24 protein-coding genes are annotated in these 25,749 nt (G+C 68.6%); 10 read left to right on the top strand and 14 right to left on the bottom strand.

Going from position 1 to position 25,749, the window contains the following annotated elements:
- Positions 1 to 83: 83 nt before the first annotated feature.
- On the bottom strand, positions 84 to 1,457 hold the full coding sequence (locus ACTWQD_RS02525; RefSeq protein WP_443194619.1) for an NAD-dependent succinate-semialdehyde dehydrogenase: 1,374 nt from the start codon (positions 1,455 to 1,457) through the stop codon (positions 84 to 86).
- A gap of 167 nt (positions 1,458 to 1,624) precedes the next feature.
- On the opposite strand from ACTWQD_RS02525, the gene ACTWQD_RS02520 reads away from it, so the two are divergent.
- On the top strand, positions 1,625 to 2,977 hold the full coding sequence (locus ACTWQD_RS02520) for an MFS transporter (protein WP_443194618.1): 1,353 nt from the start codon (positions 1,625 to 1,627) through the stop codon (positions 2,975 to 2,977).
- Positions 2,978 to 3,036: 59 nt separating this feature from the next.
- On the opposite strand, the gene ACTWQD_RS02515 is transcribed toward ACTWQD_RS02520, so the two are convergent.
- The 5 genes from ACTWQD_RS02515 to ACTWQD_RS02495 form a co-directional block, all read right to left on the bottom strand.
- A complete protein-coding gene (locus ACTWQD_RS02515; protein ID WP_443194617.1) occupies positions 3,037 to 5,367 on the bottom strand; it encodes a glycoside hydrolase family 65 protein in 2,331 nt (776 codons plus the stop codon).
- 58 nt (positions 5,368 to 5,425) lie between these two features.
- Positions 5,426 to 6,163, bottom strand: coding sequence for an HAD family hydrolase (locus ACTWQD_RS02510; RefSeq protein ID WP_443194616.1), 738 nt, complete (start codon positions 6,161 to 6,163; stop codon positions 5,426 to 5,428).
- A 95-nt stretch (positions 6,164 to 6,258) separates the two neighbouring features.
- Positions 6,259 to 6,420 (bottom strand): hypothetical protein, encoded by a 162-nt coding sequence (locus tag ACTWQD_RS02505; RefSeq protein WP_443194615.1) that lies wholly within the window; start codon positions 6,418 to 6,420, stop codon positions 6,259 to 6,261.
- An 84-nt stretch (positions 6,421 to 6,504) separates the two neighbouring features.
- Entirely contained in the window at positions 6,505 to 7,128 is a 624-nt protein-coding gene (locus ACTWQD_RS02500; protein ID WP_443194614.1) for an alpha/beta hydrolase, read from the bottom strand.
- Positions 7,129 to 7,137: 9 nt separating this feature from the next.
- Positions 7,138 to 8,358 (bottom strand): beta-ketoacyl-[acyl-carrier-protein] synthase family protein, encoded by a 1,221-nt coding sequence (locus ACTWQD_RS02495; RefSeq protein ID WP_443194613.1) that lies wholly within the window; start codon positions 8,356 to 8,358, stop codon positions 7,138 to 7,140.
- Positions 8,359 to 8,729: 371 nt separating this feature from the next.
- On the opposite strand from ACTWQD_RS02495, the gene ACTWQD_RS02490 reads away from it, so the two are divergent.
- The gene (locus ACTWQD_RS02490) at positions 8,730 to 8,993 is read left to right on the top strand and encodes a DUF6458 family protein (protein WP_066433102.1); all 264 of its coding nucleotides are present in this window, start codon (positions 8,730 to 8,732) and stop codon (positions 8,991 to 8,993) included.
- Between the two features lie 61 nt (positions 8,994 to 9,054).
- Here ACTWQD_RS02490 and ACTWQD_RS02485 read toward each other — a convergent pair whose 3' ends face one another.
- Entirely contained in the window at positions 9,055 to 9,264 is a 210-nt protein-coding gene (locus ACTWQD_RS02485; protein ID WP_443194612.1) for a hypothetical protein, read from the bottom strand.
- Positions 9,265 to 9,333: 69 nt separating this feature from the next.
- Here ACTWQD_RS02485 and ACTWQD_RS02480 point away from each other — a divergent pair, with 69 nt between their 5' ends.
- The 5 genes from ACTWQD_RS02480 to ACTWQD_RS02460 all read left to right on the top strand — a co-directional run bounded on the left by ACTWQD_RS02480 (position 9,334) and on the right by ACTWQD_RS02460 (position 14,707).
- On the top strand, positions 9,334 to 10,137 hold the full coding sequence (locus ACTWQD_RS02480) for a DeoR/GlpR family DNA-binding transcription regulator (protein ID WP_443194611.1): 804 nt from the start codon (positions 9,334 to 9,336) through the stop codon (positions 10,135 to 10,137).
- On the top strand, positions 10,134 to 11,120 hold the full coding sequence (locus ACTWQD_RS02475; protein ID WP_443194610.1) for a 1-phosphofructokinase family hexose kinase: 987 nt from the start codon (positions 10,134 to 10,136) through the stop codon (positions 11,118 to 11,120). The genes ACTWQD_RS02480 and ACTWQD_RS02475 overlap by 4 nt, the downstream gene beginning before the upstream one ends.
- 2 nt (positions 11,121 to 11,122) lie before the next feature.
- Positions 11,123 to 13,195, top strand: a complete 2,073-nt coding sequence (locus ACTWQD_RS02470) for a PTS fructose transporter subunit IIABC (protein WP_443194609.1) — start codon at positions 11,123 to 11,125, stop codon at positions 13,193 to 13,195.
- A 56-nt stretch (positions 13,196 to 13,251) separates the two neighbouring features.
- A complete protein-coding gene (locus ACTWQD_RS02465) occupies positions 13,252 to 13,530 on the top strand; it encodes an HPr family phosphocarrier protein (RefSeq protein ID WP_056428072.1) in 279 nt (92 codons plus the stop codon).
- An 889-nt stretch (positions 13,531 to 14,419) separates the two neighbouring features.
- The gene (locus tag ACTWQD_RS02460; protein ID WP_443194608.1) at positions 14,420 to 14,707 is read left to right on the top strand and encodes a DUF7218 family protein; all 288 of its coding nucleotides are present in this window, start codon (positions 14,420 to 14,422) and stop codon (positions 14,705 to 14,707) included.
- 32 nt (positions 14,708 to 14,739) lie between these two features.
- Here the strand turns inward: ACTWQD_RS02460 and ku are convergent, their stop codons facing one another.
- Positions 14,740 to 15,729, bottom strand: coding sequence for a non-homologous end joining protein Ku (gene ku / locus ACTWQD_RS02455; RefSeq protein WP_443194607.1), 990 nt, complete (start codon positions 15,727 to 15,729; stop codon positions 14,740 to 14,742).
- A gap of 40 nt (positions 15,730 to 15,769) precedes the next feature.
- Between ku and ACTWQD_RS02450 the strand changes: the two genes are divergently transcribed.
- Entirely contained in the window at positions 15,770 to 18,358 is a 2,589-nt protein-coding gene (locus ACTWQD_RS02450) for an ATP-dependent DNA ligase (protein WP_443194606.1), read from the top strand.
- 65 nt (positions 18,359 to 18,423) lie between these two features.
- On the opposite strand, the gene ACTWQD_RS02445 is transcribed toward ACTWQD_RS02450, so the two are convergent.
- On the bottom strand, positions 18,424 to 18,681 hold the full coding sequence (locus tag ACTWQD_RS02445; protein ID WP_443194605.1) for a hypothetical protein: 258 nt from the start codon (positions 18,679 to 18,681) through the stop codon (positions 18,424 to 18,426).
- 96 nt (positions 18,682 to 18,777) lie between these two features.
- The gene (locus tag ACTWQD_RS02440) at positions 18,778 to 19,023 is read right to left on the bottom strand and encodes a hypothetical protein (RefSeq protein ID WP_443194604.1); all 246 of its coding nucleotides are present in this window, start codon (positions 19,021 to 19,023) and stop codon (positions 18,778 to 18,780) included.
- A 361-nt stretch (positions 19,024 to 19,384) separates the two neighbouring features.
- Here ACTWQD_RS02440 and ACTWQD_RS02435 point away from each other — a divergent pair, with 361 nt between their 5' ends.
- Both ACTWQD_RS02435 and ACTWQD_RS02430 read left to right on the top strand, forming a co-directional pair.
- Positions 19,385 to 20,983, top strand: coding sequence for an MFS transporter (locus ACTWQD_RS02435; RefSeq protein WP_443194603.1), 1,599 nt, complete (start codon positions 19,385 to 19,387; stop codon positions 20,981 to 20,983).
- Between the two features lie 210 nt (positions 20,984 to 21,193).
- Entirely contained in the window at positions 21,194 to 22,237 is a 1,044-nt protein-coding gene (locus ACTWQD_RS02430; protein ID WP_443194602.1) for an FUSC family protein, read from the top strand.
- 17 nt (positions 22,238 to 22,254) lie between these two features.
- Here ACTWQD_RS02430 and ACTWQD_RS02425 read toward each other — a convergent pair whose 3' ends face one another.
- The 4 genes from ACTWQD_RS02425 to ACTWQD_RS02410 all read right to left on the bottom strand — a co-directional run bounded on the left by ACTWQD_RS02425 (position 22,255) and on the right by ACTWQD_RS02410 (position 25,639).
- Positions 22,255 to 23,037: an SDR family NAD(P)-dependent oxidoreductase gene (locus ACTWQD_RS02425; RefSeq protein ID WP_443194601.1), complete on the bottom strand. Its 783-nt coding sequence runs from the start codon at positions 23,035 to 23,037 to the stop codon at positions 22,255 to 22,257.
- A 25-nt stretch (positions 23,038 to 23,062) separates the two neighbouring features.
- The gene (locus ACTWQD_RS02420) at positions 23,063 to 23,842 is read right to left on the bottom strand and encodes a hypothetical protein (RefSeq protein WP_443194600.1); all 780 of its coding nucleotides are present in this window, start codon (positions 23,840 to 23,842) and stop codon (positions 23,063 to 23,065) included.
- Positions 23,843 to 23,963: 121 nt separating this feature from the next.
- Entirely contained in the window at positions 23,964 to 24,308 is a 345-nt protein-coding gene (locus tag ACTWQD_RS02415) for a GNAT family N-acetyltransferase (protein ID WP_443194599.1), read from the bottom strand.
- Positions 24,305 to 25,639: an acyltransferase family protein gene (locus ACTWQD_RS02410; protein ID WP_443194598.1), complete on the bottom strand. Its 1,335-nt coding sequence runs from the start codon at positions 25,637 to 25,639 to the stop codon at positions 24,305 to 24,307. The genes ACTWQD_RS02415 and ACTWQD_RS02410 overlap by 4 nt, the downstream gene beginning before the upstream one ends.
- Positions 25,640 to 25,749 lie beyond the last annotated feature (110 nt).

Genomic DNA, 25,749 nt, shown 5'->3' with positions numbered 1-25,749 from the left:
TCCTGCGTTAACACTAGGCCACTTGCCCGCCTGCGCCCCGCCCGGCGCCCGCCCGGAGGGAGGGCGCCGGGCGGGGCCGGGATTTAGCGCGGGGTGCGGATGAGCTTCTTGTTGACGAACTCGTCCATCCCGAACCGCGCCAGTTCGCGTCCGACGCCGGAGCGCTTCACCCCGCCGAACGGCAGGTCCGCCTGCGTTTCGGCCACAGAGTTGATGAACACCATGCCGGTGTCCAGCTGGTCTGCGACGGCCTTGGCCTTCTCGACGTCGGAGCTGAACACTGCCCCGCCGAGGCCGTAGGGGGAGCCGTTGGCCAGTTCGATGGCTTCTTCCACGCTGGCCACCTTGTAGATGACCGCGGCCGGGCCGAAGAGTTCCTCGGAGAACGCCCGCATCCCGGGGGTCACGCCGGTCAGCACCGTGGGCTCCACGTAGGCGCCGGGGCCGGGGACGTGACGCCCGCCGGTCCGCAGCATGGCGCCCTTGTCCACAGCGTCCTGGATCTGTTCGATGAGGCCGTCGGCGGCACTCTGGGAGGACAGCGGGCCGAACCGGGTGTCGGCCAGCAGGGGGTCACCCGGCTTGATCGCGGACATCCTGGCGGTGAACTTTTCCACGAATTCCTCGTAGAGGTCCTCGAGGATGATGAACCGCTTGGAGGCGGTGCAGGCCTGCCCGGCGTTCCCCATCCGCCCGCTGACCGCGGCCTTGACGGTGGCATCCAGGTCGTCGGAGTCGAGGACGATGAAAGGATCGCTGCCGCCCAGTTCCAGCACGTACTTCTTGAGGTTCCGGCCGGCCACCTCGGCGACCGCCGACCCTGCCCGTTCGCTGCCGGTCAGGGAGACCCCCTGGACGCGGTCATCGGCAATGACTTCGGCAACCTGGTCGTTGCTCAGGAACAAGTTGGTGTAGGCGCCTTCGGGGAGCCCTGCGTCCTTGAAGATCTGCTCAATGGCGAGGGCGGACTGGGGGCAGCTGCCTGCGTGCTTGAGCAGGATGGTGTTGCCGAGGATCAGGTTGGGGGCCGCGAACCGCGCCACCTGGTAGTAGGGGTAGTTCCACGGCATGATGCCCAGCAGCGGTCCCACCGGGGCGGAGCGGACGATCGCCTCGCCGCCGCCCTTGACGTCCAGGAGCTCGTCTTTGAGGAACGCCGGCCCTTCCTCTGCGTAGTACGCGTAGATGTCAGCGACGAGGCCCACCTCGCCGCGGGACTGGGCCAGCGGCTTGCCCATTTCCGTGGCAATCAGCCGGGCCAGCTCATCCCGGCGCTCCCGGTACAGCTCGGCCACCCGGGCAATCACCTTGGCCCGGGCCTCCACAGGCGCCGCCTGCCACTGCGCGAAGGCGCTTTTTGAGGCTGCGAGCGCGTTCTCCACCTCGGCCTCGGTGGCGAGCGGGAACTCTTTCAACGTTTCTCCGGTCGCGGGGTTCACTGTCTTGTAGGCAGTCATAAATCCACCATCTCCGTTTCTCAGTTAGTGGGAGCGGGGCGTACCGGTGGGTTGCCCTTCCCATCAGGCGGCAACCCGCGGCCGCGGCAGGCTATTCCATCAGGGCCCCGGAGGAGTGTGCCGGCGACGGCTCGGGCGGGACCGGCGAGGGGTCCTAGACTGGACCCATGCGTTCGCTCAGGGCCCTCCGTCCTTTTGCGCACCGGGAATACCGTGTGCTGATTGCGGCCCTGGCCATCTCCATCTTTGGCTCCGGGATGTGGGCCGTGGCAATGGTCTACGAGGTGATCCACCTGGGCGGGGGCCCGCTGGAGCTCTCGCTTGTGGCTGCGGCCGGCAGCGTGGGCCTCGTGGCGTTCGTGCTGGCCGGGGGCATCGCGGCGGACCGGTTCCCGCAGCGGTTGCTGATCATCGCGGTCGAGGCGGCCAACCTTGCCGTCATTGCCGCCATCAGCGGGCTGGCCATGCTGGGCTGGCTGCAGCTCTGGCATCTGGCGGCGGGAGCGTTTGTGCTCGGCGTTGGGGCCGCGTTCTTCTTCCCCGCCTACTCCGCGATCCTTCCCCGGATCCTGCCGCCGGAAGACCTGCTCGCGGCCAACGGCATGGAGGGGACCATGCGGCCCATCCTGCAGCAGGCCGCGGGCCCCGCCGTCGCGGGCATCCTGGTCGCCTCGCTGTCCCCCGCGCACGCCGTGTCCGGCGTGGCGGCCTGCCACCTGCTGGCGTTCTGCATCCTGAACCTGCTCCGGCGGGGGCCCCTGCCCGCGGCGGGCGCGGCCGGCGCTGATGCCGGCCCGCGCGGCAAAACGTCCGTGCTGCATGACCTCCGCGAGGGTGTCAGCTATACGGCCCGCACGCCCTGGCTGCTGTGGACGCTGCTGTGGGCCTGCATTTCCGTGCTGTTCCTGATCGGTCCCATCGAAGTGCTCCTGCCGTTCGTGGTCCGCGACCAGCTCGGCGGGGATTCCCGGATGTTCGGCTTCCTGCTCGCGGTCCTGGGCGTCGGCGGTGCCGCGGCCTCGCTGGCCACAGCCTCTTTCCCGCTGCCGCGCCGCTACCTCACCGTGATGATGGTGAGCTGGGGTGCCGGCACCCTGCCGCTGGCCGCCGTCGGCATCATGGACAGCTTCTGGGCGCTGGCCGCCGCCCTGTTCATTTTCGGTGCCACGGGCGGAATGGGCATGGTGATCTGGGGAACCCTGCTGCAGCGCCGCGTGCCGCCGCACCTGCTGGGACGGGTCTCCAGCCTGGACTTTTTCGTGTCGCTGGCCCTCATGCCGGTCTCCATGGCCCTTGCCGGGCCGGTCGCCGAGGTTGTGCCGGTGGGGCTGATTTTCCTGGTCGCCGGAACCGTGTGCCCGGTCATGGCCGCCGTCGCCATGGTCGCCGCGCGGATGCGGTCCGATGAACGTGCCCATCCCCTGGCTGACGGCCGCGAGGAAGCCCAGGCGGACACCGCAGAGGACACCGCTACCTCCGGACCCGCCCAGCCCGGCCCAAAGCAACGCGGGGTCACGTAGCGCCCATCCCGGGGGTGATGATGGGCGCGGAGTGACCCCGCGTTGCTTTGAGGGGTGGGTCAGAGCGCTGCGCGCACCACCGGGATCGACGCCGTCGGAAGTCCGCTGGGGAAGATGGTGGGCTCGGGAGCTGCGACCGGTGCCAGCGGAACCCGGACCGGGTCGCCGTCGGCCGTGAACAGCTCGCCGCGCACGTCCACCTCGAGCGGCGCGCCCTCCCGCACCGTCAGGGTGAGGGCGTCCTTTTCCAGCTCCAGCTGCAGCAGCCGGCCCTGGATCTTCAGGTGGAAGGACAGCCCGTCCCATTCGGCCGGCAGCCGCGGGTCGAAGTACGGCACCGTGCCCTGGTCGCGCAGGCCCGCGAAGCCGCTGACCAGCGAGCTCCAGACTCCTCCGGTGGAGGCGATGTGCACGCCGTCGATCGTGTTGCCGTGGGTGTCGTCCAGGTCGATGAACACGGCGTGGGTGAAGTGGTCCAGCGCGGCCTGGCCGTAGCCCACCTCGGCCGCCATGATGCCCTGCACGCAGGCGGACAGGGTGGAATCGCCGGTGGTGATCGGATCATAGAAGTCGAACGCCCGGCGCTTCTCCTCGGCGGTGAAGTCCTGCCACTGCAGGAACATCGCCAGGACGCTGTCCGCCTGCTTGAGGACCTGGTGCCGGTAGATCACCAGCGGATGGAAGTTCAGCAGGAGCGGGTACTTGGAGCGCGGCGTGCTCCAGTCCCACGGCTCCAGGGTCATGAAGTCGTTGTCCTGCGAGTGCACCTGGAGGTCCTCGTCGTAGGGCACCTGCATCCGGCTGGCGGCCTGTTCCCAGAACTCCCGTTCGGCGTCGTCGATGTCCGGGTGGTCCAGCGCCGCGGCGGCGCGCAGGTTAAACCGGGCCATGACGTTGGTGTACAGGTTGTCATTGACCACGGCGGTGTACTCGTCGGGGCCGGTGACGCCGTGGATGTGGAAGAGCCCGTCCTTGCCGAAGAAGCCCAGCGAAGCCCACATCCGGGCGGTCTCGATCAGCAATTCGGCGCCCAGGGTCTCCTGGAACGGCTGGTCGCCGGTGGCCCACATGTATCGGTTGGTCGCGAACGCGATGGCGGCGGCGATGTGGAACTGGGCCGTGCCGGCAGCGTAGTAGGCGCTGGCCTCCAGCCCGTTGATGGTGCGCCAGGGGAACAGGGCGCCGTCCACGCTCAGCTCCTTGGCGCGGTCCTTGGCGTCGGGCAGCATGGCGTGGCGGAATTCAAGGACCTGGCGGGCGTTACCGGGGTTCGTGTACGTCAGGTAGGGCATGAGGTACACCTCCTGGTCCCAGAAGTAGTGCCCGTCATAGCCCGACCCCGTGACGCCCTTGGCCGGGATGCCGGCGACGTCGGCGCACGCCGTGGCCTGCGCCAGCTGGAAAAGGTTCCAGCGGACGGCCTGCTGCAGCTCGTCCTGCCCGGCGAGGACGATGTCGCCCGTGGCCCAGTAGCTGCGGTAGTGCGCCACGCTTTCGGCGAAAATGTCCCTCAGCGGCCGGAGGCCCGCCTCCGCGTCGTCGGCCAGGTCCTCGGAATCCTGTCCGACGGCGTAGCTGACGCTCTTCTCCAGCACGAACGGCGAGTCCGCGCCGACGGCCAGGACGTAACGGACGCTGCTGTCGTCCTCATGGACCTGGGTGTCGAACGGCAGAACTCCGGCGCTGGTCCAGTGGTCCACGGCCAGGCCGATGCGCTGCTTCGACTCCGCGGTCTCCCACGACAGGCGCAGCGAACCGTCGCCCCCGTCGAGGCGCACAGGCAGCAGGACGCGGCCGGCGTGGCGGCCGGCGCGGCGCGGGTCGTGCGCCGAGTGGTCCTCGACCGGCTGGTCCTGGCGGTTGATGACGGAGGACGTCACGTCCGCGGAGATGTCCCGGTCCGCCGCGACCTCCAGCGAGATGCCGAGCGCCCCGCGGGATTCGTAGCCGACGGCGCGGCGTTCCGTGGTGGTGACGGTGGCGCCGGACCGGCACTGCCAGACGATCCGGCACTCGTAGATGCCGGTGGCGAAGTCGACGCTGCGGCGGTAGTCCAGCACGGTGGACTCGGCCAGGGTGAGCGGTTCGCCGTCGATGATCACGGTGAAATTGTTGGCGTCCGGGATGTAGAGGATCCGCTGGCCGGTGCGGGCAAAGCCGTAGGCGTTCTCCGCGTGCTTGATGTCCCAGGTTTCGTGGAAGCCGTTGATGAAACTGCCGGGCAGGTCGACGTCGGCAGCGGCCCAGTGGGCGCCCCGGATGCCAAGGTGCCCGTTGCCCAGGCTGAAGAGCGTTTCCAGGGAGCCGGCGTTGCCGGGGAGGTGGACAGTCTCGACCAGCTGCCAGGGGTCATTGGGGAACCGGGCGCGGTCCGAGGTGATAAGTGCCATGGTGGTTTCCTTGTGGGCTGTGAAAGGTTCTGCGCGGGGAAGGGTTCGGGGCGGAGCGCTAGAGGAGCTCGTCGAGGTCGTTGACCACCAGGGTGGCGCCGGCGGCCAGCAGGGTCTGCCGGCCGGCGCCGCGGTCAACGCCGATCACGGAGTGGAAGGCTCCCGCGTTTCCGGCCTGGACCCCGGAGACGGCGTCCTCGACCACGACGCACTCGCTGGAAGGCAGCCCCAGCAGCCGGGCGGCGTACTCATAGGTTGCCGGGCTGGGCTTGCCGGGCAACCCCTCGGCGACGGCGACGACGCCGTCGACCACCACCGGGAAGTAGTCCGAGAGCCCGGCGGCCTTGAGCACGGCGGGGGCGTTGCGGGAGGAGGAGACGACGGCGACCTGGAGCCCGCGGGCCAGCGCGGCGTCGATGAACCGCACGGAGCCCTCGTAGGGCTTGACGCCGCCGGACGCCACGATGTCGTTGAAGACCTTGTTCTTGCGGTTGCCCAGCCCGTGGACGGTGTTGTGCGCCGGGTCGTCGTCCAGCGGGCCCTCCGGCAGCACGATGTTGCGGGAGGCCAGGAAGTCCCGGACGCCGTCGAACCGCGGTTTGCCGTCGATATGGTCGAAATAGTCGCTTTCGCGGTACCCAGGGGCCCCGGGGACGGTCGCGAGGAACCCGTCGAAGAGTTCCTGCCACGCGCGCTCGTGCACAATCGCGGTGGGCGTCAGGACGCCGTCGAGGTCAAAGAGGATGGCGGAGGCGGTGGTCCAACCCGGCGCGGCGCTGTTGGCAGTCTCAGTCATGGATCGATGGTCCTTTCAGGCGGGGCGGTCGGTGGTGTGGCGTTGGGGGGCGGCAGCCGTGCGGGCGGATTCGGCAATCGGCGGCGGGGTGCCGGTCAGCGCTGGCGGCGGGGATTCCGGAGCGCCCGCGGGACGGCACCGAGGAAATTGAGTGAATGCCCGGAGCGGGCGGCGATGTCCTGGATCGTGGCGTGCGGCGCCTTGGCCTGCTGCACGGGCTCAGCCCTTTCTTCCCCCAGGTCGTGGGCCGGAATCATGGCCTCGTCGAGTGTAAACGCTTGCAAAATTCGCGCGCAAGTGGAAAAACACAGATCGGGCCGTTTGACCCTAGCGGTGCCGGGTCAGGCGTCCCTGAGCACGTAGTGCCGGAGGAAGGCGCCGACGTCGACCATTTCTGCCGCGGAAATGGCGTGGCCCATCCCGGGATAGGTCCGCGCGGTGAGTTGCGTGTGCTCGTGGAGCCACTCTTCGGTGTGCTCCGTGGCGGCGTCGTTGATCACCACATCGTCCCGGTCGCGGCCCCAGAAGAAGGGCGGCCGGGACTCGAACGTTTCGCTCATGGCCAGCAGTTCGTTTTCCAGGACAAAGCCGGACAGCCCGACGGCGGCCCGGAACTGGGCGGGCCGCAGCCGCAGCAGGGTGGTGGCCATGGCCATGCCCTGCGAGTAGCCGAACAGGCTGACGCTGCTGTGCTGGGCCTTGACCGATTCGATCCAGCCGAACACGGCATTGCTGGAGGAGATGACGTCGGCGAAGTCATGGGTCAGGAAGTAGTCCAGCAGGAACCAGCCGTAGCCGTCGCCAATGATCTTGGGGGCGCGGAGCGCCGCACAGGTGAACTCCGTCGGCACGGCGTCGAACAGCTGCGCCATCCGGGATTCATCCCGGCCGTAGCCGTGCATCATGACCAGCAGCGGCGTGCCGGCGCGTTCATGTTCCGGCTTGGACCAGACCACTGTCTCCATCGGAACAGCCTAGCTTCCGGTGATCACCAGCGCGGTGCTGTGCCCGCCGAACCCGAACGCGTTGGCGATGCCAGCCGTCGCGGGCAGGCCTGAGGCGGTCGCCCGGACGAGGTTGAGGTCGATCCCTTCGCCGGGTTCGTCAAGGTTGGCGGTTCCGGGAACCGAACCGGTCCGCAGCGCCTGGACCATAACAACGGCTCCGAGCGCGCCCGCGCCGCCCAGAAGGTGGCCGGTGAGGGACTTTGTGGACGTGACCGGAACCTGGTTCCCGAGCACGGCGTTGATGGCTTCCGCCTCCAGGCGATCGCCCACGGGGGTGGACGTCGCGTGGGCATGGACCAGGCCGATGTCCTGCGGTTCCAGGCCCGCGGCCGCGATCGCTTTTTCCATGACCCGTCGCTGCATGGCGGGGTCGGCAGCGACGATGTCGACGGCGTCGGACGTCACCGCAGAGCCGGCCACCACGCCGAGGATGTCGGCCCTGCGGGCCAGCGCGTGGTCTTCACGTTCGAGGACCAGGACAGCGGCGCCTTCCGCCAGCACGAATCCGTCCCGGTCCCGGTCGAAGGGCCGGGAGGCGGACTGCGGGTCCGCGTTGCGTGTGGACAGGGCCCGGATCTGCGCGAACCCGCTGACGATCAGGCCGTTGATGCAGGAGTCCACGCCGCCGGCAATCACCACGTCCGCGGCGCCGGAACGGATCATGTCGGCCGCCTGGGAGATGGCTTCCGCGCCCGATGCGCAGGCACTGACCGGGGTCCGCGCCCCGCCTTGGGCGCCGACGTCGATGGACACCCAGGCGGCGGGCGCGTTGGTCATGATCCGGGTGAGCGTATGCGGGGAAACCCTGCGGGGGCCGCTGGCGTCCAGGGTCCGGGCCTGGTCCAGGGTGGTGTCCAGGCCGCCGTAGCCGGAGCCGATCACCACGGCCAGGCGTTCCGGGTCAGCCTGTGGACGGCCGGCCTGTGCCCAGGCTTCCCGGGCGGCCACCAGCGCCAGGTGCCCGCAGCGGTCCATCCGCTTGAACTCGGGGATGGTGAGCTGGGCGGCGACGTCGGCCAGCACCCGGCCGGCCACGCGGACGGGCAGATCCTGCGCCCACTCCGCGTCGAGCACCGCGATTCCGGAGCGGCCGGCCAGCATCGAGTCCCAGGTCTCCGCCACGGTTCCGCCCACAGGGGTCACCGCGCCCAGTCCGGTGACAACAACTCTCGGGGAAGCTTCAGGCATGGGTACCGGCATTTCTGTGTGGCCGCCGGGGGCCGCAGGCAGTGCTCGCCGGGCGGGGAGGCGGTGCTGGGTGGGGCTGGCAGGTCTGGTGCGGGCCGCTCTGAGAGGGCGCACCCTTCAAGGGTACGTGCCCTCCCCCGGCGCACACCCGCCTGTGTCCGCATGCGACGATCTGCTGCGGAAACGGACGGTCGCACCCGCGATTGGCGCCGCAGCTGTCCTGAAGTGCTGCGAAAAACACTCTGACGTGCGAAAACTGGCCGGAGTGGCGCTGCCCAAATCGTTGAATCAACCTGCACCGGGCTGTAGCCTGACGCTGGACAGCATGCTTAGCAATACCTATCCGTCCCATCGGACACAAGGAGCAAGTCATGAGAATCGGTTCCTCCATCTTCCTCATCGCCCTCGGCGCCATCCTGGCCTGGGCCATTGCCCCCGGGCTGATCCCCAACGTGGACCAGACCATGGTCGGCTACATCCTGATGGTGGTGGGCGTGATCGGACTCATCGCCTCCCTGGTCCTGGCTTCCCCGGGGCGCAGCCGCACCCGCCGGGTCAGCGAGACCCGCTCCGTCGTCGACCCCAACACCGGCGAGACCATCACCCGGAACGAGAGCCGCGACGCCGGCATCTAGCCCCCAACGCGGCAATGCACCACGATGCGCCGCAGCAACGACCCGCACGCCGGGCCGGACGTCACGTCTGGCCCGGCGTGCGGCGTTTCCCCCCTCCCCACACCGGCCCGCGGCACATGCCCAGCGTGCGCGGCCGTGGGCGGACATAGTGCCACCATGCGCGCTCCACGGCGCGGAAAATGGGCATGTCCCCTTGGCGGCGGCGCAAGGCTTCTGCGTTCATGTTGTTTTTCATTGACAAACCCACAGATTCAAAGATAAAGTCAATCAACGCCACTCCCTGTGATGACTATCACGGAGGCGGCGGGAAGGCCCGCAGTTCTGACCCAAGGGAGAGCCAGTGTTCGCCGAGGAACGCCAACAGCTGATTGTCGGGCTCATCACTGCCAGCGGCCGCGCCAGCGTCACGGACCTCGCCGAACGTTTCAGCATCACCACCGAGACGGTCCGCCGGGACCTGGCCGCCCTCGAAGCCGCCGGCAGTGTGCGCCGGGTCCACGGCGGCGCGGTGTCCCCGGACCGCTTCAGCACCTCTGAGGAGAGCATCCTGGTCCGGACGGACCAGCGGCAGCCGGAGAAAACCAGGATCGCCGAGGCGGCCCTGGCGCTCATCCCGCAGGACGGCACCGGCAGCATCCTGATCGACGCCGGATCCACCACCGAATCCCTCGCCGAACTCCTCGCTGCCCGGACGGCGGCTGCCACCGCCATCTCCGGGCGGGCCGCGGAACTCGTGGTCATCACCCATTCCCTGCCCGTCGCGGCCAGGCTTTCCGGCGAACCCGGCATCGCCTTGCACCTGCTGGGCGGGAAGGTCCGCGGCATCACCCAGGCCGCCGTCGGCCAGTCCACCGTGGAAGCCGCCCGCCGGATCCGCCCGGACATCGCCTTCATTGGCACCAACGGCATCCACGCAGCCTTCGGGCTGAGCACTCCCGATCCTGAAGAAGCCGCTGTCAAGGCTGCCTTCGTCCAATCAGCGCGCCGCATCGTGGTGCTGGCTGATGCCTCCAAGCTGGACACCGAGACCCTGGTCCAGTTCGCCTCGTTGAAAGATCTGGACACTTTGATCACTGACACGAAACCCAACCCGGACCTGGCCGACGCCCTGGCGGACGCCGGCGTCGAGGTGGTGGTCGCATGATTGTCACCCTGACCGCCAACCCGAGCCTGGACCGTACCGTGGCGCTGCCCGGCCCGCTGCTCCGCGGCGAAGTCCAGCGTGCCGTCTCCGTCCGGCAGGAGTCCGGCGGCAAGGGCGTCAATGTCTCGCGGGCGCTCGTCGCCTCGGGCCTGACCACCGTTGCCGTGCTCCCCGGAGCCGAAGCCGACCCGGTGCTCGCCGGGCTCCGCGCCGGCGACGTCCCGTTCTCCGCCCTCCCCATCGGCGAGCCGCTGCGCAGCAACGTGGCCCTCACCGAACCCGGCGGTGTCACCACCAAGATCAACGAACCCGGCCCGGTGTTGAGTGCGGAGCAGCAGGAGGCCCTGATCGGGCTGCTGCTGGACCGCTCCCGCGGCGCCAGCTGGGTTGTCCTGGCCGGATCGCTCCCACCCGGGGTCCCTGCCGACTTCTACGCCACCGTCACCCGGCGGCTGCGCACCATGGATCACGGCAGCGAGTCCCCCCTCATCGCCGTCGATTCCTCCGGCGAACCGCTCGCCGCTGCCATTGCCGGCGGCACAGACGGGACTCCGGACCTCATCAAACCCAACGCCGAGGAACTGGTGGAACTGGCTGCCGCAGCCGGATTCGCCACGCACAAGTCCGCCGAGGAACTCGAAGCGGATCCGGAGGCTGCCGCGGTGGCCGCAGCCGCCGTCGTGCGTTCCGGCGTGGGCGCCGTGCTGGCAACGCTCGGCTCCAAGGGTGCGGTGCTTGTAACGGCCGACGGCGCGTGGCTGGCCACGCACCCGCCGGTCACCGCGGTGAGCACAGTGGGCGCCGGCGATTCGTCGCTGGCCGGCTACCTGCTCGCCTCCAGCCAGGGCGCCGCCCCGGCCGATTGCCTCCGTCAGGCTGTGGCCCATGGTGCCGCCGCCGCTTCGCTGCCGGGCTCCACAGTCCCGGCAGTCCACCAAACCACCCCTGATGCCGTAACCATCACGGCCCTCCGGAAGGATTGACAGTGTCTCAGCTCATAACTACCGAACTGGTCGAGCTCGACCAGAACCTGGGCAGCTCGCCCGAGGACGTGATCCGGCACCTGGCAGGCAAGGTTGCGGCCAACGGACGCGCCACCGAGGTCGAGGGCCTGTTCGCCGACGCGTTCGCCCGCGAGTCCAAGACCGCCACGGGCGTGCCCGGCGGCATCGCCATTCCGCACTGCCGCTCGACGGCGGTCACCGAGCCGACGCTCGTGATGGCCCGGCTGTCCCAGCCGGTGGACTTTGGCGCCAAGGACGGCCCGGCCGACCTGATCTTTTTCATCGCAGCGCCTGAAGGCGCGGACCAGGAGCACCTTAAGCTGCTCTCCAAGCTGGCCCGTTCCCTGATCAAAAAGGACTTCACCGCCTCCCTGCGTGCCGCCGGCTCCGAGGCCGAAGTGGTTGAACTAGTCGAGGGCGCCCTCGCGGACAAGCCCGCAGCAGCAGCTCCGGCAGCCGCTGCCGCCGGTGCAACCGCTGGTGCTGGTGCAGCCGCTGCCGGTGCTACCACCGAGCCCGCAACGGCCGGGGCACCCCGCCCCAAGCGCCTCGTCGCTGTGACCGCCTGCCCCACCGGCATCGCCCACACCTACATGGCCGCCGATTCGCTGGTGGCCGCGGCCAAGGAAGCCGGCGTCGACCTGCAGGTGGAAACCCAGGGATCCTCCGGCGCCAAGGCGCTGGACCCCGCTGTCATCGCGGCCGCCGACGCCGTGATTTTCGCCGTGGACGTGGACGTCCGGGGCAAGGAGCGGTTCGCCGGCATGCCGGTCATCAACGCCCCGGTCAAGCGCGGCATCGATGAGCCGGACAAGATGGTCCAGGAGGCCCTGGCCGCCGCGGACAACCCCAACGCCCGCCGGGTCCCGCACTTTGGTGAGGACCAGGCCCAGCAAGAGGCCGAGGAAAAGGGCGAGCACTTCGGCACCAGGCTGAAGAAGGCGCTGCTCACGGGTGTCAGCTACATGATCCCGTTCGTGGCAGGCGGCGGTCTGCTGATCGCCCTCGGTTTCCTTCTGGGCGGCTACGACATCACTGCGTACGCCGACAAGATCCTGACGGAGAACACGCTCACCAACCTGCCCACGGAGTACCCGGAACTGGCCTGGGGCCCGTTGGGCGCCTTCCTGGGTGCCGTGATGTTCAAGATCGGCGCGCTGTCGCTCGGCTTCCTCGTCCCGGCGCTGTCCGGCTACATCGCTTTCGCCCTGGCTGACCGGCCCGGCATCGCCCCCGGCTTCGTCACCGGCGCCGTTGCAGGGTTCATGGGCGCGGGCTTCCTCGGCGGCATCGTCGGCGGTCTGCTGGCAGGCTACACGGCACACGCCATCGGCCAGATCAGCGTGCCCCGCTGGCTGCGCGGCCTGATGCCGGTGGTCATCATTCCGCTGGTGGCATCCCTCGTAGCGTCCGGCCTGATGTTCCTGGTCCTGGGCGGCCCGATCGCCGCGATCACCGTGGGCCTTAACGACTGGCTGAACAGCCTCACCGGCGCCAGCGCCATCGCCCTCGGCGTCATCCTCGGCCTGATGATGTGCTTCGACCTCGGCGGACCGGTCAACAAGGTTGCCTACGCCTTCGCCGTCGCCGGCCTCGGCGCAGCAACCATCGACAACCAGGCCCCGTGGCAGATCATGGCGGCCGTGATGGCCGCGGGCATGGTCCCGCCGCTGGCCATGGCCCTCGCCTCCACGGTGCTGAACAAGAAACTCTTCAGCCTCGCGGAGCAGGAAAACGGCAAGGCCGCCTGGCTGCTGGGCGCCTCCTTCATCTCCGAAGGCGCCATCCCCTTCGCCGCGGCCGACCCGCTGCGCGTCATCCCCGCCAGCATGCTTGGCGGTGCGGTGACGGGCGCCATCTCGATGGCGGCCGGCGTGGGGTCGAAGGCTCCGCACGGCGGCATCTTCGTCTTCTTCGCCATCGACAATTTCCTGATGTTCGTCGTCGCCATCGCGGCCGGTACGGTGGTCACCGCCTTCGCCATCATCGGCCTCAAGCGCTACGCAGTCAGGAAGCCGGTTGATACGGTGGAGCAGGTGCCCGTAGCCGCCTGAGCCGTCTGCAAAACCGTCCTCAGCTGACAGTCCCCACGCACAACCAAGGAGCAACAATGACCGAACGTAACGCCACCATTGCCAGCCGCGTCGGGCTGCACGCCCGCCCGGCCGCCATCTTCGCCGAGGCAGCGGGCGAGTTCGATCTCGAGATCACCATTGCCCGGCTGGGCGAACCGGTCGACGAGGCCATGGACGCCGCCAGCATCCTGTCCCTCATGAGCCTGGGCGCCTCCCACGGTGAGGTTGTGGTGCTGCGCGCCGAGGGCGACGGTGCCGACGCTGCCCTGGAGCGTCTGGTCCAGATCCTCGAAACGGACCACGACGCCGAATAGCGTCACCGCCCGCGGCCCTGCCGCCGGCACCGAGGCCCGGCTGCATCCTGGAAAGGGTGCGGCCGGGCCTCTGCGTTTTCGTGCTGGCTCATCCTGCGACGCGGTTCCGTTCCTGCGCGGCGCCAAAGACCTGACGCTGCGGGTATACGGGCGCGTCAGGTAAGTCGCGCGTCGCAGATCAAGGAGCGCATCGCAGGGCATATCGCGCATCACCCGGCACGGAGTGCGTCGCAGGGCAGGTCGCGCGTCACCCGGCACGGACCGCGTCGCCACGCCCCTCGCCGGCCTACCTGACTCATCCTGCGACGCGGTTCCGTTCCTGCGCGGCGCCAAAGACCTGACGCGGCGGGTATACGGGCGCGTCAGGTAAATCGCGCGTCGCAGATCAGGGACCGCGTCGCGAATCACGATCGGTGTCGCAGGGCACGTCGCGCGTCACCCGGCACGGACCGCGTCGCCACGCCCATCACCCGCCTACCTGACCCATCCTGCGACGCGGTTCCGTTCCTGCGCGGCGCCAAAGACCTGACGCGGCGGGTATACGGGCGCGTCAGGTAAATCGCGCGTCGCAGATCGAGGAGCGCGTCGAAGATCAGGGACCGCGTCGCGAATCACGATCGGTGTCGCAGGGCACGTCGCGCGTCACCCGGCACGAACCTGCGTCGCCACGCCCCTCACCCGCCTACCTGACCCATCCTGCGACGCGGCGCGGCTCCCGCGGCGCGGACTCCCGTAAATGCTTGTCACCGCCCGGCGGCGCGGATAGTTTGGAAACCGCGGCACTACCCACCGGGGCCTGCCGCCGGACGTGTTCCCAACCGAAGGAGACCCCCGTGGCAACCGTGCAGCACAGCATTGATGCCGATGTTCCGGCGTCCACCGCGTAGCCATGCCGACGAAGAACAACGCCCCCCGGGGCTCCGAGAACCCCAGCATCAAGGACCCGAAGGTCTATGAGGCACTGCTGGAGGACGGCGCGTCGAAGCAGAAGGCCGCCCGCATCGCCAATGCCGCTGCCAAGAAGGGCCGGTCCGCCGTGGGCCGGAAGGGCGGCAAGTCCGGCGACTACGAGGACTGGACTGTGGCCCAGCTGAAGGAACGCGCCAAGGAGATCGGCCTCAAGGGGTACTCGGCGAAAAAGAAAAGCGAGCTCATCTCCGCGCTCAGGAACTCCTGATCACGGTGGCCGCCGGCCGGACCCGGGGCTGCTCAGGCCTGTTTCCGCGCGCTCCTCGCGGGGGTCTTGGTGCCGGCCGTCTTCGCCGCAGTTTTGCTGGTGGTTTTGGCGGCGGTCTTCGGGGCGGCCTTGGCGGCCGTCGACTTCGCGGCGGACTTGCCGGCAGCCGCGCCGGACGAAGTGCCCGTCGATTTGCCGGACGGCGCAGCCTCGTCCTCTCCCGACGCCGCCCCTCCCCCGCGCTTCTTCTCCAGGCTTCGCTTGAGGGCTTCCATCAGGTCGATCACCTCGCCGCTGCCTGCCTCGGCAGCCGGAGCGCCGAAAGTCTCCTCCGTGTCCAGAGACTCCCCCTTCTCCAGCTTCGCCTCGATGAGCTGGCGCAGCTGGTGCTGGTAGTCGTCCGTGAACTGGTCCGGTTCGAAATCCGCCGCCATCGAGTCGACCAGCGCCGCGGACATCTCGCGTTCCTGCGCGGATATGCGGATGCTTGTCTCAAGCGAGGGGAAGCTGGCCTCCCGCACCTCGTCCGCCCAGAGCAGCGCCTGCAGCACCAGCACGTCCCCGCGGATCCGCAGGGCGCCCAGCCTGGTCTTGTCCCGCAGGGCGAACTGGACGATCGCCACCCTGTCGGTGTCCTCCAGCGCCCGGCGCAGCAGGACGTAGGCCTTGGGAGATTTGGAGTCCGGCTCAAGGTAGTAGCTCTTCTCGAACATCATCGGATCGAGCTGTTCGGCCGGGACAAACTGGACGACGTCGATCTCATGGCTGTTTTCAGCCGGGATGGACTTCAGTTCCTCGCGGCTGAGGACCACCGTGCGGCCGTCGTCCTCGTAGGCCTTGTCGATGTCCTCGTAGTCCACGATCTTGCTGCAGACCTCGCAGCGGCGCTGGTACCGGATCCGGCCGCCGTCGGCGTTGTGGACCTGGTGCAGGCTGATGTCGTGGTCCTCGGTCGCGCTGTAGACCTTGACGGGCACGTTGACCAGCCCGAACGCTATGGCGCCTTTCCAGATGGCTCTCATGGATCTAGTGAACAGCACAGTTGCGGGGAGGTGAAGCCTTTTGGCTGAAACCACACCGCGCGGCGGGAGGGAGCGGGTCCGGGTCGGCGGCCGCGAACTGGTAGTCACCAGTTTGGACAAGGTCCTGTACCCGGAAACGGGAACCACCAAAGCCGACGTGCTGGCCTATTACGCCGTGGTGGCGCCGGTCCTGATCCCGGCCGCCGCGAACCGCCCGGCCACCCGCAAACGCTGGGTGCATGGGGTGGGTACGGAAGCGGCCCCCGGCGAGATGTTCTTCCAGAAGAATCTGGACCATTCCACGCCCGGCTGGGTGCCGCGGGCATCCATCACGCACAAGGAACGGACCATCCAGTACCCGCTGGTCAACGACCCGGCCACGCTGACCTGGCTGGCGCAGATCGCGTCCCTTGAGATCCATGTGCCGCAGTGGCGCGTGGATTCCCACGGCGAGCAGATGCCTCCGGACCGGCTGGTGCTGGACCTTGACCCCGGGGAGGGCGCCGGACTGGCCGAATGCGTGGAGGTCGCCAAGCTCGCCCGCACCATCCTGCAGGACGTGGGGCTGGAGCCCGTGCCCGTCACCAGCGGCAGCAAGGGCATCCATCTCTACGCCGCCCTGGACGGCACGCAGAGCTCCGAGCAGATTTCCGAGTTTGCCCACGAACTGGCGCGCGCGCTGGAGGCCGACCATCCGGACCTGGCCGTCAGCGACATGAAAAAGTCCCTGCGGACCGGCAAGGTCCTGGTGGACTGGAGCCAGAACAGCGCCGCGAAGACCACCATCGTCCCCTATTCCCTGCGCGGGCGGCTCCGTCCGACGGTCGCGGCGCCCCGGACCTGGCGTGAACTGAGCTCGCCGTCCCTGCACCAGCTGGACTACCGGGAGGTCATGCAGCGGGTGAAGGCGGGCAAGGATCCGTTTGCTGCCATCTCCGGCAGGGGCCGGGCGGGGTCCGGGCCGGAGGGCCACCCGGGCGGCGCCGCGGAAACAGCGGGCGACGGCGGCGCCACCGACCCGCGGCTCGAGACGTACCGCGCCAAGCGGGACGCGTCCGCCACCCCGGAACCCTTCACGGCGGAGCGGCACGGCATGGACGCCAGCGGAGGCGCCGGCGGCACTACACTCCGCGAGAGATTCGTCATCCAGGAACACCACGCCAGCCGGCTGCACTTCGACCTCCGGCTGGAGCGCGACGGCGTGCTGGTGTCCTGGGCGCTGCCCAAGGGTGTCCCCGCCACCAAGACCAAGAACCACCTCGCGGTGCAGACCGAGGACCATCCCCTGGACTACCTCGACTTCGAAGGCACCATCCCCAAGGGCCAGTACGGCGCCGGAACTATGAGCATCTGGGACAGCGGCTACTACGAGTGCGAGAAGTGGATCGCCGGCAAGGAGGTCATCGCCACCCTTACCGGCCGGGACGACGGCGGCCTGGCCGGGGTCCGCAGGTTCGCCCTGATCCACACCGGCCGGGGCGATGACCAGTGGCTCATCCACCTGATGGACCCGCCTGACGCGAAGCTCGCGACGAAGGGGAAGGGCCGCCCGGCCACGCCGCCGGACGAAGATCCGGCATCCGCCCCGGACCCGGGCGGGCGAGCCTCCGCGGAAGGCCAGTCTGAGGCCCTGGACCCGGCCGGCGTCACCCCGATGCTGGCCACTTCCGGCACCGTGGCGGACCTGCCGGACAAGGACTGGCAGTTTGAACTCAAATGGGACGGGGTGCGGGCCCTGGTCTTCGGGAACGCCGGGCGGGTCCGCCTGGTCAGCCGCAACGGCCTCGACATGTCGGCGGCGTACCCGGAGCTGACGGACCGGTCCTGCTGGCCGGAAGGGGACTTCATCGCCGATGGTGAGGTCATCGCCGTCGGGCCGTCCGGACGGCCGGACTTCGGGCTGCTGCAGGGCCGGATGAAGCTGACCAGGGCCGCCGACATCGCCAGGGCTCAGGCCTCGACGCCGGTGCGGCTGATGCTGTTCGATCTCCTGTCCGAGCGCGGCAAGGACCTGCGCAGGCTCCCGCTCAGCAGGCGCCGGGACCGGCTGGAGGCATTCTTCACCCCGTCCGGCTGCCCGGTGGAACTCTCGGGTGTGATCGACGGCGATGTCCGGCACATCCTGGAAAGCGCCGAGGAGCTGGGGCTTGAGGGTGTGATGGCCAAGCGCACGGACGGCCGCTACGTCGGGCAGCGCAGCCGGTCCTGGCTCAAACTCAAGTTCGAACGCACCCAGGAGGTGGTGGTGGGCGGCTGGCGTCCGGGTAAGGGCGGGCGCGGGCAATCCGTGGGTTCCCTCCTGCTGGGGATACCGGACGGTTCCAGGCTGCGCTACGTGGGGCGGGTGGGCAGCGGTTTCAGCGCCCGCGAACTGACGGAACTGCGCCAGCAGCTCGATGCCCTGCCGCGGAAGACGTCGCCCTTCCAGGACGTTCCGGCTGCCGACGCTGCGGATGCGCACTGGGTGACGCCACGGCTGGTCGGGGAGGTGACCTTCGGGGAATGGACCGGAAGCGGGAAGCTCCGGCACCCCGTCTGGCGGGGGTGGCGCCTGGACAAGGCGCCGAAGGATGTGGTGTGGGAGGACGCGGCGCCGGAGGATATGGTGCCGGCCGGCCCCGGACAGTGAGAAACCCGGGCGGCCGGTGGCGGCCGTCCCGGGTTCAGGCCCGGCGGACGTGCGCCGGGGATGGTTCAGGCCGAGTGCGGGGTGTCCGGCGGGGTGATCCGGTGAACCGCGTTCACCGCGGCCCCCTGGGCTAACCTGCCGTGCTTGACGTCGTGCTCCTTGGGATGGCGGTGCTTGCCATTGCCGTCCGGCCACTGTTGGCCCTCAGCCGCGGACGGCGGTGCGGGGCGTTTCGTTTCGGGACCAGGCGCCTCATCCATGGACTCCGCCAAATGACTGGCGACCTCGGGATTGATGTCGTCTCCGGACTGGTGTTCCGCCATTGCTCTTCCTTCCGCTGTCGAATTGCGCCGTCGAAATACGCTGTGAAATGAAGTGTCCAACTATCGTAGGTCGGCCCGTCGGCGATGTCTGCAGGGCTACCAGCGGACCTTTTTCTCCGTCGGGCCCTGCTTGCCGCTGGCGTGGGTGGGCTTGTGGCTGTGGCCGACGCTTTGTGAGGCGGTGCCGCCGCGGGACTTGCTGGCGAGCATCTCCTTTTGGGCGTCGGTGAGGCGCGACTTGATGCCTCTACCCTGCCCCTTCGGCGCCTGCCCTTTCGCCGCTTCCGGCTTCCCTGCCGGGTCTGCGCCGGCGGTGCTTTTCTCGGTCTCGTCGCCAGTCATGGATTCTGCTCCTTGTGTGGCCTTGGTGATCAGCGGTGCGCTGGATTCCACCTTAGGCGCTGCCCGGATCCGTGGGTATCCTTTAGCGCCGCAGGGGCACGCTTCTGGCCCGAAAACCGGGTGAGGACGGCACTCCGGGGAAAATTTTTACGCGGGCCGCCGCGACGGCCGGGGATTCCCAGTATTGGCGCGGTGAAACGCCGGAAAAGAAATCCCTAATCCGGGCCACGATCGGGGCCGAAATGCAGGATGATACGGCACCAAACTCGGAAGCACCAGAGAAATCACGTAAAATTGAAGGCCTGCCCAGAGCGGGGCAGCTACAAGTCGCAAGCAAATGACCTCCCTAGGAGCGGCCCAAATGCCCACAGACCGAAGCACGACCGACTCTTCAGCAGGCGTTTTGAACGCCGGCGGAACCAACCAAGTTGCACCCCCGGGTGCCAAGAAGCCAAAACTGCGCATGCGCCGTCGACTCAAAGAGTCCGACGTCAACGTCGTTGACAAGCCGATGCTCAAGAAAGCACTCGGCGGCACCATCGTGGGTAACACCATGGAGTGGTACGACGTCGGCGTGTTCGGCTACCTGATCACCACCATGGGGCCGGTGTTCCTGCCCGAGGCGGACAAGAGCGTGCAGACCCTGTTCCTGCTCGGAACCTTCGCCGCCACCTTCATCGCCCGCCCCCTCGGCGGCGTCGTCTTCGGCTGGCTCGGCGATAAAGTCGGCCGCCAGAAGGTTCTCGCCTGGACCCTGATGCTGATGGCCGCGAGCACCTTCGCCGTCGGCCTGCTGCCCGGGTACGCCCAGATCGGCATGTGGGCCGCCGTCCTGCTGGTCCTGCTGAAGCTCGTCCAGGGCTTCTCCACCGGCGGCGAGTACGCCGGCGCCACAACCTTCGTGAGCGAATACTCCCCGGACAAGCGCCGCGGCTTCTTCGCCAGCTTCCTCGACATGGGCAGCTACCTCGGCTTCGCCCTCGGCGCCGCCCTGGTCTCCGGCCTGCAACTGACCCTCGGCCAGGCCACCATGGAGGACTGGGGCTGGCGGATCCCGTTCCTGATCGCCGGCCCGCTGGGCCTGATCGCGGTGTACTTCCGCAGCAAGATCGAGGAATCCCCCCAGTTCCAGGCCACCCTGGACGCCCAGGAAAACCAGGCCAAGGACGCTGTTGCTTCCGACGCTGCGGCGTCGAAGGGCCCGGTGGGCATTGTGAAGGCCTACTGGCGTTCCCTCATTGTCGCCATGATCCTGGTGGCTGCCGCGAACACTGCAGGCTATGCCCTGACCTCCTACATGCCGACGTACCTCACCGAGTCCAAGGGTTACGACCCCGTGCACGGAACGCTGCTGACCATCCCCGTGCTGGTCGCCATGAGCCTCTGCATCCCGCTCACCGGTAAGCTGTCCGACCGGATCGGCCGCCGGCCCGTGCTGTGGATCGGCGCCCTCAGCACCGTGGTGCTGGCCGCCCCGGCGTTTATGCTGATCGGCATCGGCGCCGTGTGGTCCACCCTCCTGGGCCTCGGCCTGATCGCCTTCCCGGTGACGTTCTACGTGGCCAACCTGGCCTCGGCCCTTCCGGCGCAGTTCCCGACGGCGAGCCGTTACGGCGCCATGGGCATTGCGTACAACTTCTCCGTGGCCATCTTTGGCGGCACCACGCCGTTCATCGTCGCCGCCCTCATCGGCGCCACCGGCAACGACATGATGCCGGCGTACTACCTGATGGCCACCTCGGCGATCGGCGCCGTGGCGATCTACTTCCTCAAGGAATCGGCCCAGCGCCCCCTGCCGGGTTCCATGCCGAGCGTGGATTCCGAGGCCGAAGCCAAGGAAATCGTCGCGACCCAGGATGAGAACCCGCTGATCGACCTCGTGGAGATGGACATGCCCTTCACCACGTCCGCTGATCCGGCGGCGCCGCGGGACACCGATAAGGTGCCTGCTAGAGCCTGAGCTTGCCCTTCGTGGCAGTCCGGCCCGGTTCAGCCTGAGCCGGCCGGCTCACCCAGGCTCCGTAGCTAAAAGCCCCGCCCGTTAAGGCCTGCTGTGCGTGATTACCCATTGGGGGATTCACGCACGGCAGGCCTTAGGCATGCCCGGTCGGCTGCCGGCAGGGCCCTGAATTACCCGGCAGAACCAGTCGCGCCCGAAAGGGAGGCACCCATGCAGTCGCTGAAAGCGCATCTCCGCACCCTCCACAGCCTGGCGCCGGCGAACAAGGACAACGTCTCCGCTGCGCGGGTGGCATTCAGCGTGGCTGTCCCCTCTCTGGTTCTCCTCGGCGTGGGCCGCCCGGAACTGATGATCTACGCGGTGTTCGGCGCCCTGACCGGCATGTACGGCCGGACGGAGCCGCACCAGCTGCGGCTCAGACATCAGGGCCAGGCCGCCGTGCTGCTGGTCGGCGGACTGTCCATTGGCGTGTTCCTCTCGGTCAACCACCTGCATTCCTGGACACTGGTGGCCACCGAAACAGTAGCCGCAGCGGCGGCGTCCCTGTTCGCCGACAAGGCCGGGCTGAAACCTGGCGGACCGTTTTTCGGCATCCTTGCCCTGGGCGCGTGTGCATCCGTCCCCACCACTGTGCACTGGCATACGGCAGTCCTGATCGGCGCGCTGTCGGCCGCATTCTCTATGGTGGTGGGCTTTGGCGGCTGGCTTCGGGGCCGGGCTTGGGACCCTGGTGCGGCCCGGGACATCCCCGCGCTGCGCGGGGCGCTGGGCCGGGCGGCCGGGATCCATGCCGCCCGGTATGTCACCGCCGTCGGCGCGGCCGGCGCCGTCGGTGTCCTGAGCGGAAGTGGCCACCCGCACTGGGCGATGGCCGCCGCCGCTGTCCCGCTGGCGGGCGCCGACATGCCCAGCAGCGTTTACCGCGGACTGCACCGGATCGTCGGCACCCTGATGGGGCTGGTGGTGGTGGCCGGAGTGCTGTTCCCCTGGGGGTACTCGCCGCTCCGGGCGTTCCCCGGCCATGAGACGGCAGTGATGGCCCTCCTGGTGATTGTCCTGCAGTTCACTACAGAGCTCTTTATGACCAGGCACTACGGCCTGGCCATGGTTTCCTTCACACCGGTGATCCTGTTGATGACACAACTGGCCTCGCCCGCCGACCCTGAACTGCTGGTGACCGAGCGGGCCGCGGAGACCATCCTCGGGGCGGGGCTGGGCATCCTTGTCGTCGTCCTGACCCGCCGACGGCGGTGAAGCCTGCGACCTGATTTCTACCTGGCGCGCCGGGGCGGCCCGGCGACCAGCCGGTCCGGGAGGATCCGTGCGGCGGCAGTCAGCACCTTGTACCGCCTGGTCGGAATGGAAACGGCCCTGCCGTGGGCGTTGTCGGCCAGGGCTTCACGGACCACGCGCTCGGCCTGCAGCCACATCCACCGCGGGGCGACTGTTTTGTCCATGCCCATCCGGTCGTGGAATTCAGTGTTCGTAAAACCAGGACAGACCGCAGTCACGTTGACGCCGCGTTTGGAGTACGCCAGATTGGCCCACCGGGAAAAGCTCACCAGCCACGCCTTCGCCGCCGAATAGCTGCCGCGGGGAAGGAAGGCGGCCACGCTTGCGACGTTGATGATCCTGCCTGACTGCCGGCGGAGCATGCCCTGCAGGGCGGCGTGAGTCAGTTGCATGGCGGTCTCGACGTGCAGCTTCAGGTGCCGGGTTTCCTCGGCGATGTCGTTGTCCTCGAACGGCAGGAGCAGGCCCATTCCGGCGTTGTTGACCAGAATGTCCACCGGACGCGCCGGATCAGTAAGACGGGCGACGGCGGCGGCCACCCCGGCGTCGTCCGTCAGGTCGGCGGGGAGCACCTCGGCACGGATCCCGTACCGGTTCTCCAGCTCCGCCGCTCTGGCCTTGAGCCGGGCGGCGTCGCGGGCCACCAGCACCAGGTCGTGCCCCTGTTCGGCGAGCTGGCGGGCGAACTCCGCCCCGATCCCGGCGGTTGGTCCCGTGATGAGGGCGGTGGTGCGGTGCGTTGATGCGGCGGGGGCAGTCATGGCGCCAGCCTAGCCTGTCCGGGCCTCAGGCCAGCCCGGCGGCCAGTTCGTCTTCCGCCGGCCCGCCGGAGACGGCAGCGTCGCCGGAGATGTCGGCACCATCGGCTCCGTCGGCATCGTCAAGATGGCGGTTCTGCAGTTCCTCAGTGGCCAGCTCGTACCAGGTGTGCGCGCCGAAGGACGGGTTGTTGGTGTCGAGGTGCCGGTACAGTGCGTCGGCCAGCTGGCCCAGTGCCAGGTCGGACAGCGCCCGTACCGTGGCGGCAGGGTCCAGGGTTCCCTCGAAATACTCGGCGAGCTCGAGCCCATTGATGGTGTTGAGCCCGGCCGGGTTCGGGCTGTTGGCCTCGTCCAGACCCAGATCCAGAGGGGCTGCCACTGCGAGGCCCGAGGCGTCGCCGGCGGTCAGGTCCGCGGGGCTGCCGGCCGGGATCGCAGGGGCGGCCTCCTGCAGCGGCACCGCCGTGAGCTCGCCCTCAAGACCGGCGAGGACTTCGCCCTCGGACCCCACGTGCAGCAGGCAGATCGGCAGCTCCGCGGGTTCCGCCAGGGTGATGCGGAAGGGCTCGCCCTGGGCAGCGCTGCCGGCGGCGAGGGATCTCAGCTCGAGGAGGACCTCCGGATCCAGGTGGGACGCGGCGTTCAAATCGATCACGACGTCGTTGCCGGCACCGAGGCGGCTTGCCCGCCGCGTGATGTGCAGCAGTGCGGGGAAATCTGAGGGGGTGAGGCAACCTGTGACTTCGAGGGTCACGCGTCCGGGGTCAACATCCACACGGACAAGCACACGCAGTTTGTGGTTCACGGGGTTCTCCAAAGGGACACGTCCAAGAGCCAACTGCATAACTCTGCACTGAACTCTACGGCGGTCGCGTCCCGCCCACAAGCCGTATGCCCGCATGCGGGGGGCGCGGACCGGTCAGCCGTCAGGCTCCCGCCGGGGGGCGCTCCGGCCAGTCGATGTACTGGTTGTAGGCATCGTGCCTGCGCAGGTACCGGTACATAAAGGGGCAGTTGGGGATGATCCGCTTGCCGGATGCCACCACATCGTCCAAAGCGAAGTGGGCCAGCACCTTGGCGAGTCCCTGGCCCTGGAATTGTTCAGCCGTGTCCGTGTGGATGAAATCCACGTGCCCGGGCTCATCGAGAAAGCGGATCTCAACAGCCAGCTTTCCGCCGACGTGCAGCTCATAGCGGTGCAGCTCATCGTTCCGGGTGGTGGAGACGTTCGGACTGAACGTGTCTTCCATGGCTGCAGAGTTCTCCGTCATGGTTCGACATTGGCACTTAACGGCGGGTGTGGCAATGGCGGGTTCGGTCCGCCGGCGCCCGGATCGGAGAGGAGCCTGGCCGGAATCCGGCCCAGCAGCAGCACGGCGAGCGCGAAGCACGCCGCTCCCCCGCCGAGCAGTCCCAGCGTCAGCCCGCCCAGCGCGGCTTCGGCTACGGGGATAAAAACGACGACGGCGGCGGTCACCACAGCAGCCGCCGGACGGGAGCCGGCGGTGACGGGCGCCGTCGGACGCTCTTCGAGCCGGCCGAACATAGCGAGGACGGGCAGGAGCAGGCCGATCACGGCGAGCAGCACCAGGGGCCGTCCCCACCACCAGACGGCGGTTCCGCCGGCCGGCTGGGGGAAATCCGTCAGCAGCAACAGCCCGGACATTGCCGCGAGCAGGGGCAGGTGCCACAGGTAGACGGTCATGGACCGCCGTCCGGCCAGCCCGATGAACCGCTGCACCCGGGGAGCGGCAGCGACCCTTCCCAGCCCGGGCCGGAAGAGCTGCAGGGCGGCGGCCTGCGAGATCCCGAGGAGCACCAGGGTCAGGTTAGGCGGATTGAGGTTCACGAGCATGTTTCCGGAGTAGAGGCGCAGCCACACAAGGAGCCCCAGCACCAGGTTGCTGGCCAGGATGATGCCCGCCAGTGCCGGGCGCCCGGGAAGCGGGCCGTCGTCGACGAGGAAGAATCCCAACTGCTGCACGGCGCACCAGACGAACACCATGTTGAGGTAGGCCAGCGTCGGCATCATGCCCCGCAGGCAGTCCACCGTCACCACCAGTGAAATGAGTCCCAGCACCGTCAGCCAGGGCGCCCGGGCGTGCAGGCGTGCCAGGAGCGGGAGGTTCAGCTGCGCGGCCAGGTAGGCGGCGAGGAACCACAGCGGCATGCCGGCTCCGGACACCAGCAGCTGGACCACCTCCGGGTCCACCCCGAACAGTTGCGCCGCCCAGAGCCCGGCGAACATGACGGCAAGCAGGACGGCGGCCGGGCGGATGAGCCTCAGCATCCGCGCCTGCATGAAATCGAAGGTGGAGCCGCCCCGGGCGCTGAGCCTGCGCCAGGACTGCAGCCCGGTCATGCCACCGGCGACAAAAAACAGCGGCATCACCTGCAGGACCCAGACCACCGGTTCAAACCAGCGCTGGTTGCCGAGGGTGTTGTCGGAGGTGACGGTGCCGTCAGGATGCAACACGGGACTGACCATCATGGTGTGCGCCACCACCACGATGGCAAGGCACAAGAACCTGACGAGGTCGATCACCAGGTCGCGGTCTGGGCTCGTGGCCTGGCCGTTTTCCGCCCGTTGCCGTGCAACCATGGGGCCCCCTAAGGAACCGTCGAACGCGCCTGCGTGGGCTGCCGGGCGCCTGCTTTGCTGTGTGGCTCCATTGTGGCCCCGGGCCGGGTCCGCGGCCAGTGCCCGGCGAC

Source organism: Pseudarthrobacter sp. 1C304 (genome assembly GCF_052245515.1).
Lineage (GTDB): Bacteria > Actinomycetota > Actinomycetes > Actinomycetales > Micrococcaceae > Arthrobacter.
Note: the sequence above shows the minus strand (reverse complement) of the source record. Positions and strands in the feature narration are given on the sequence as shown.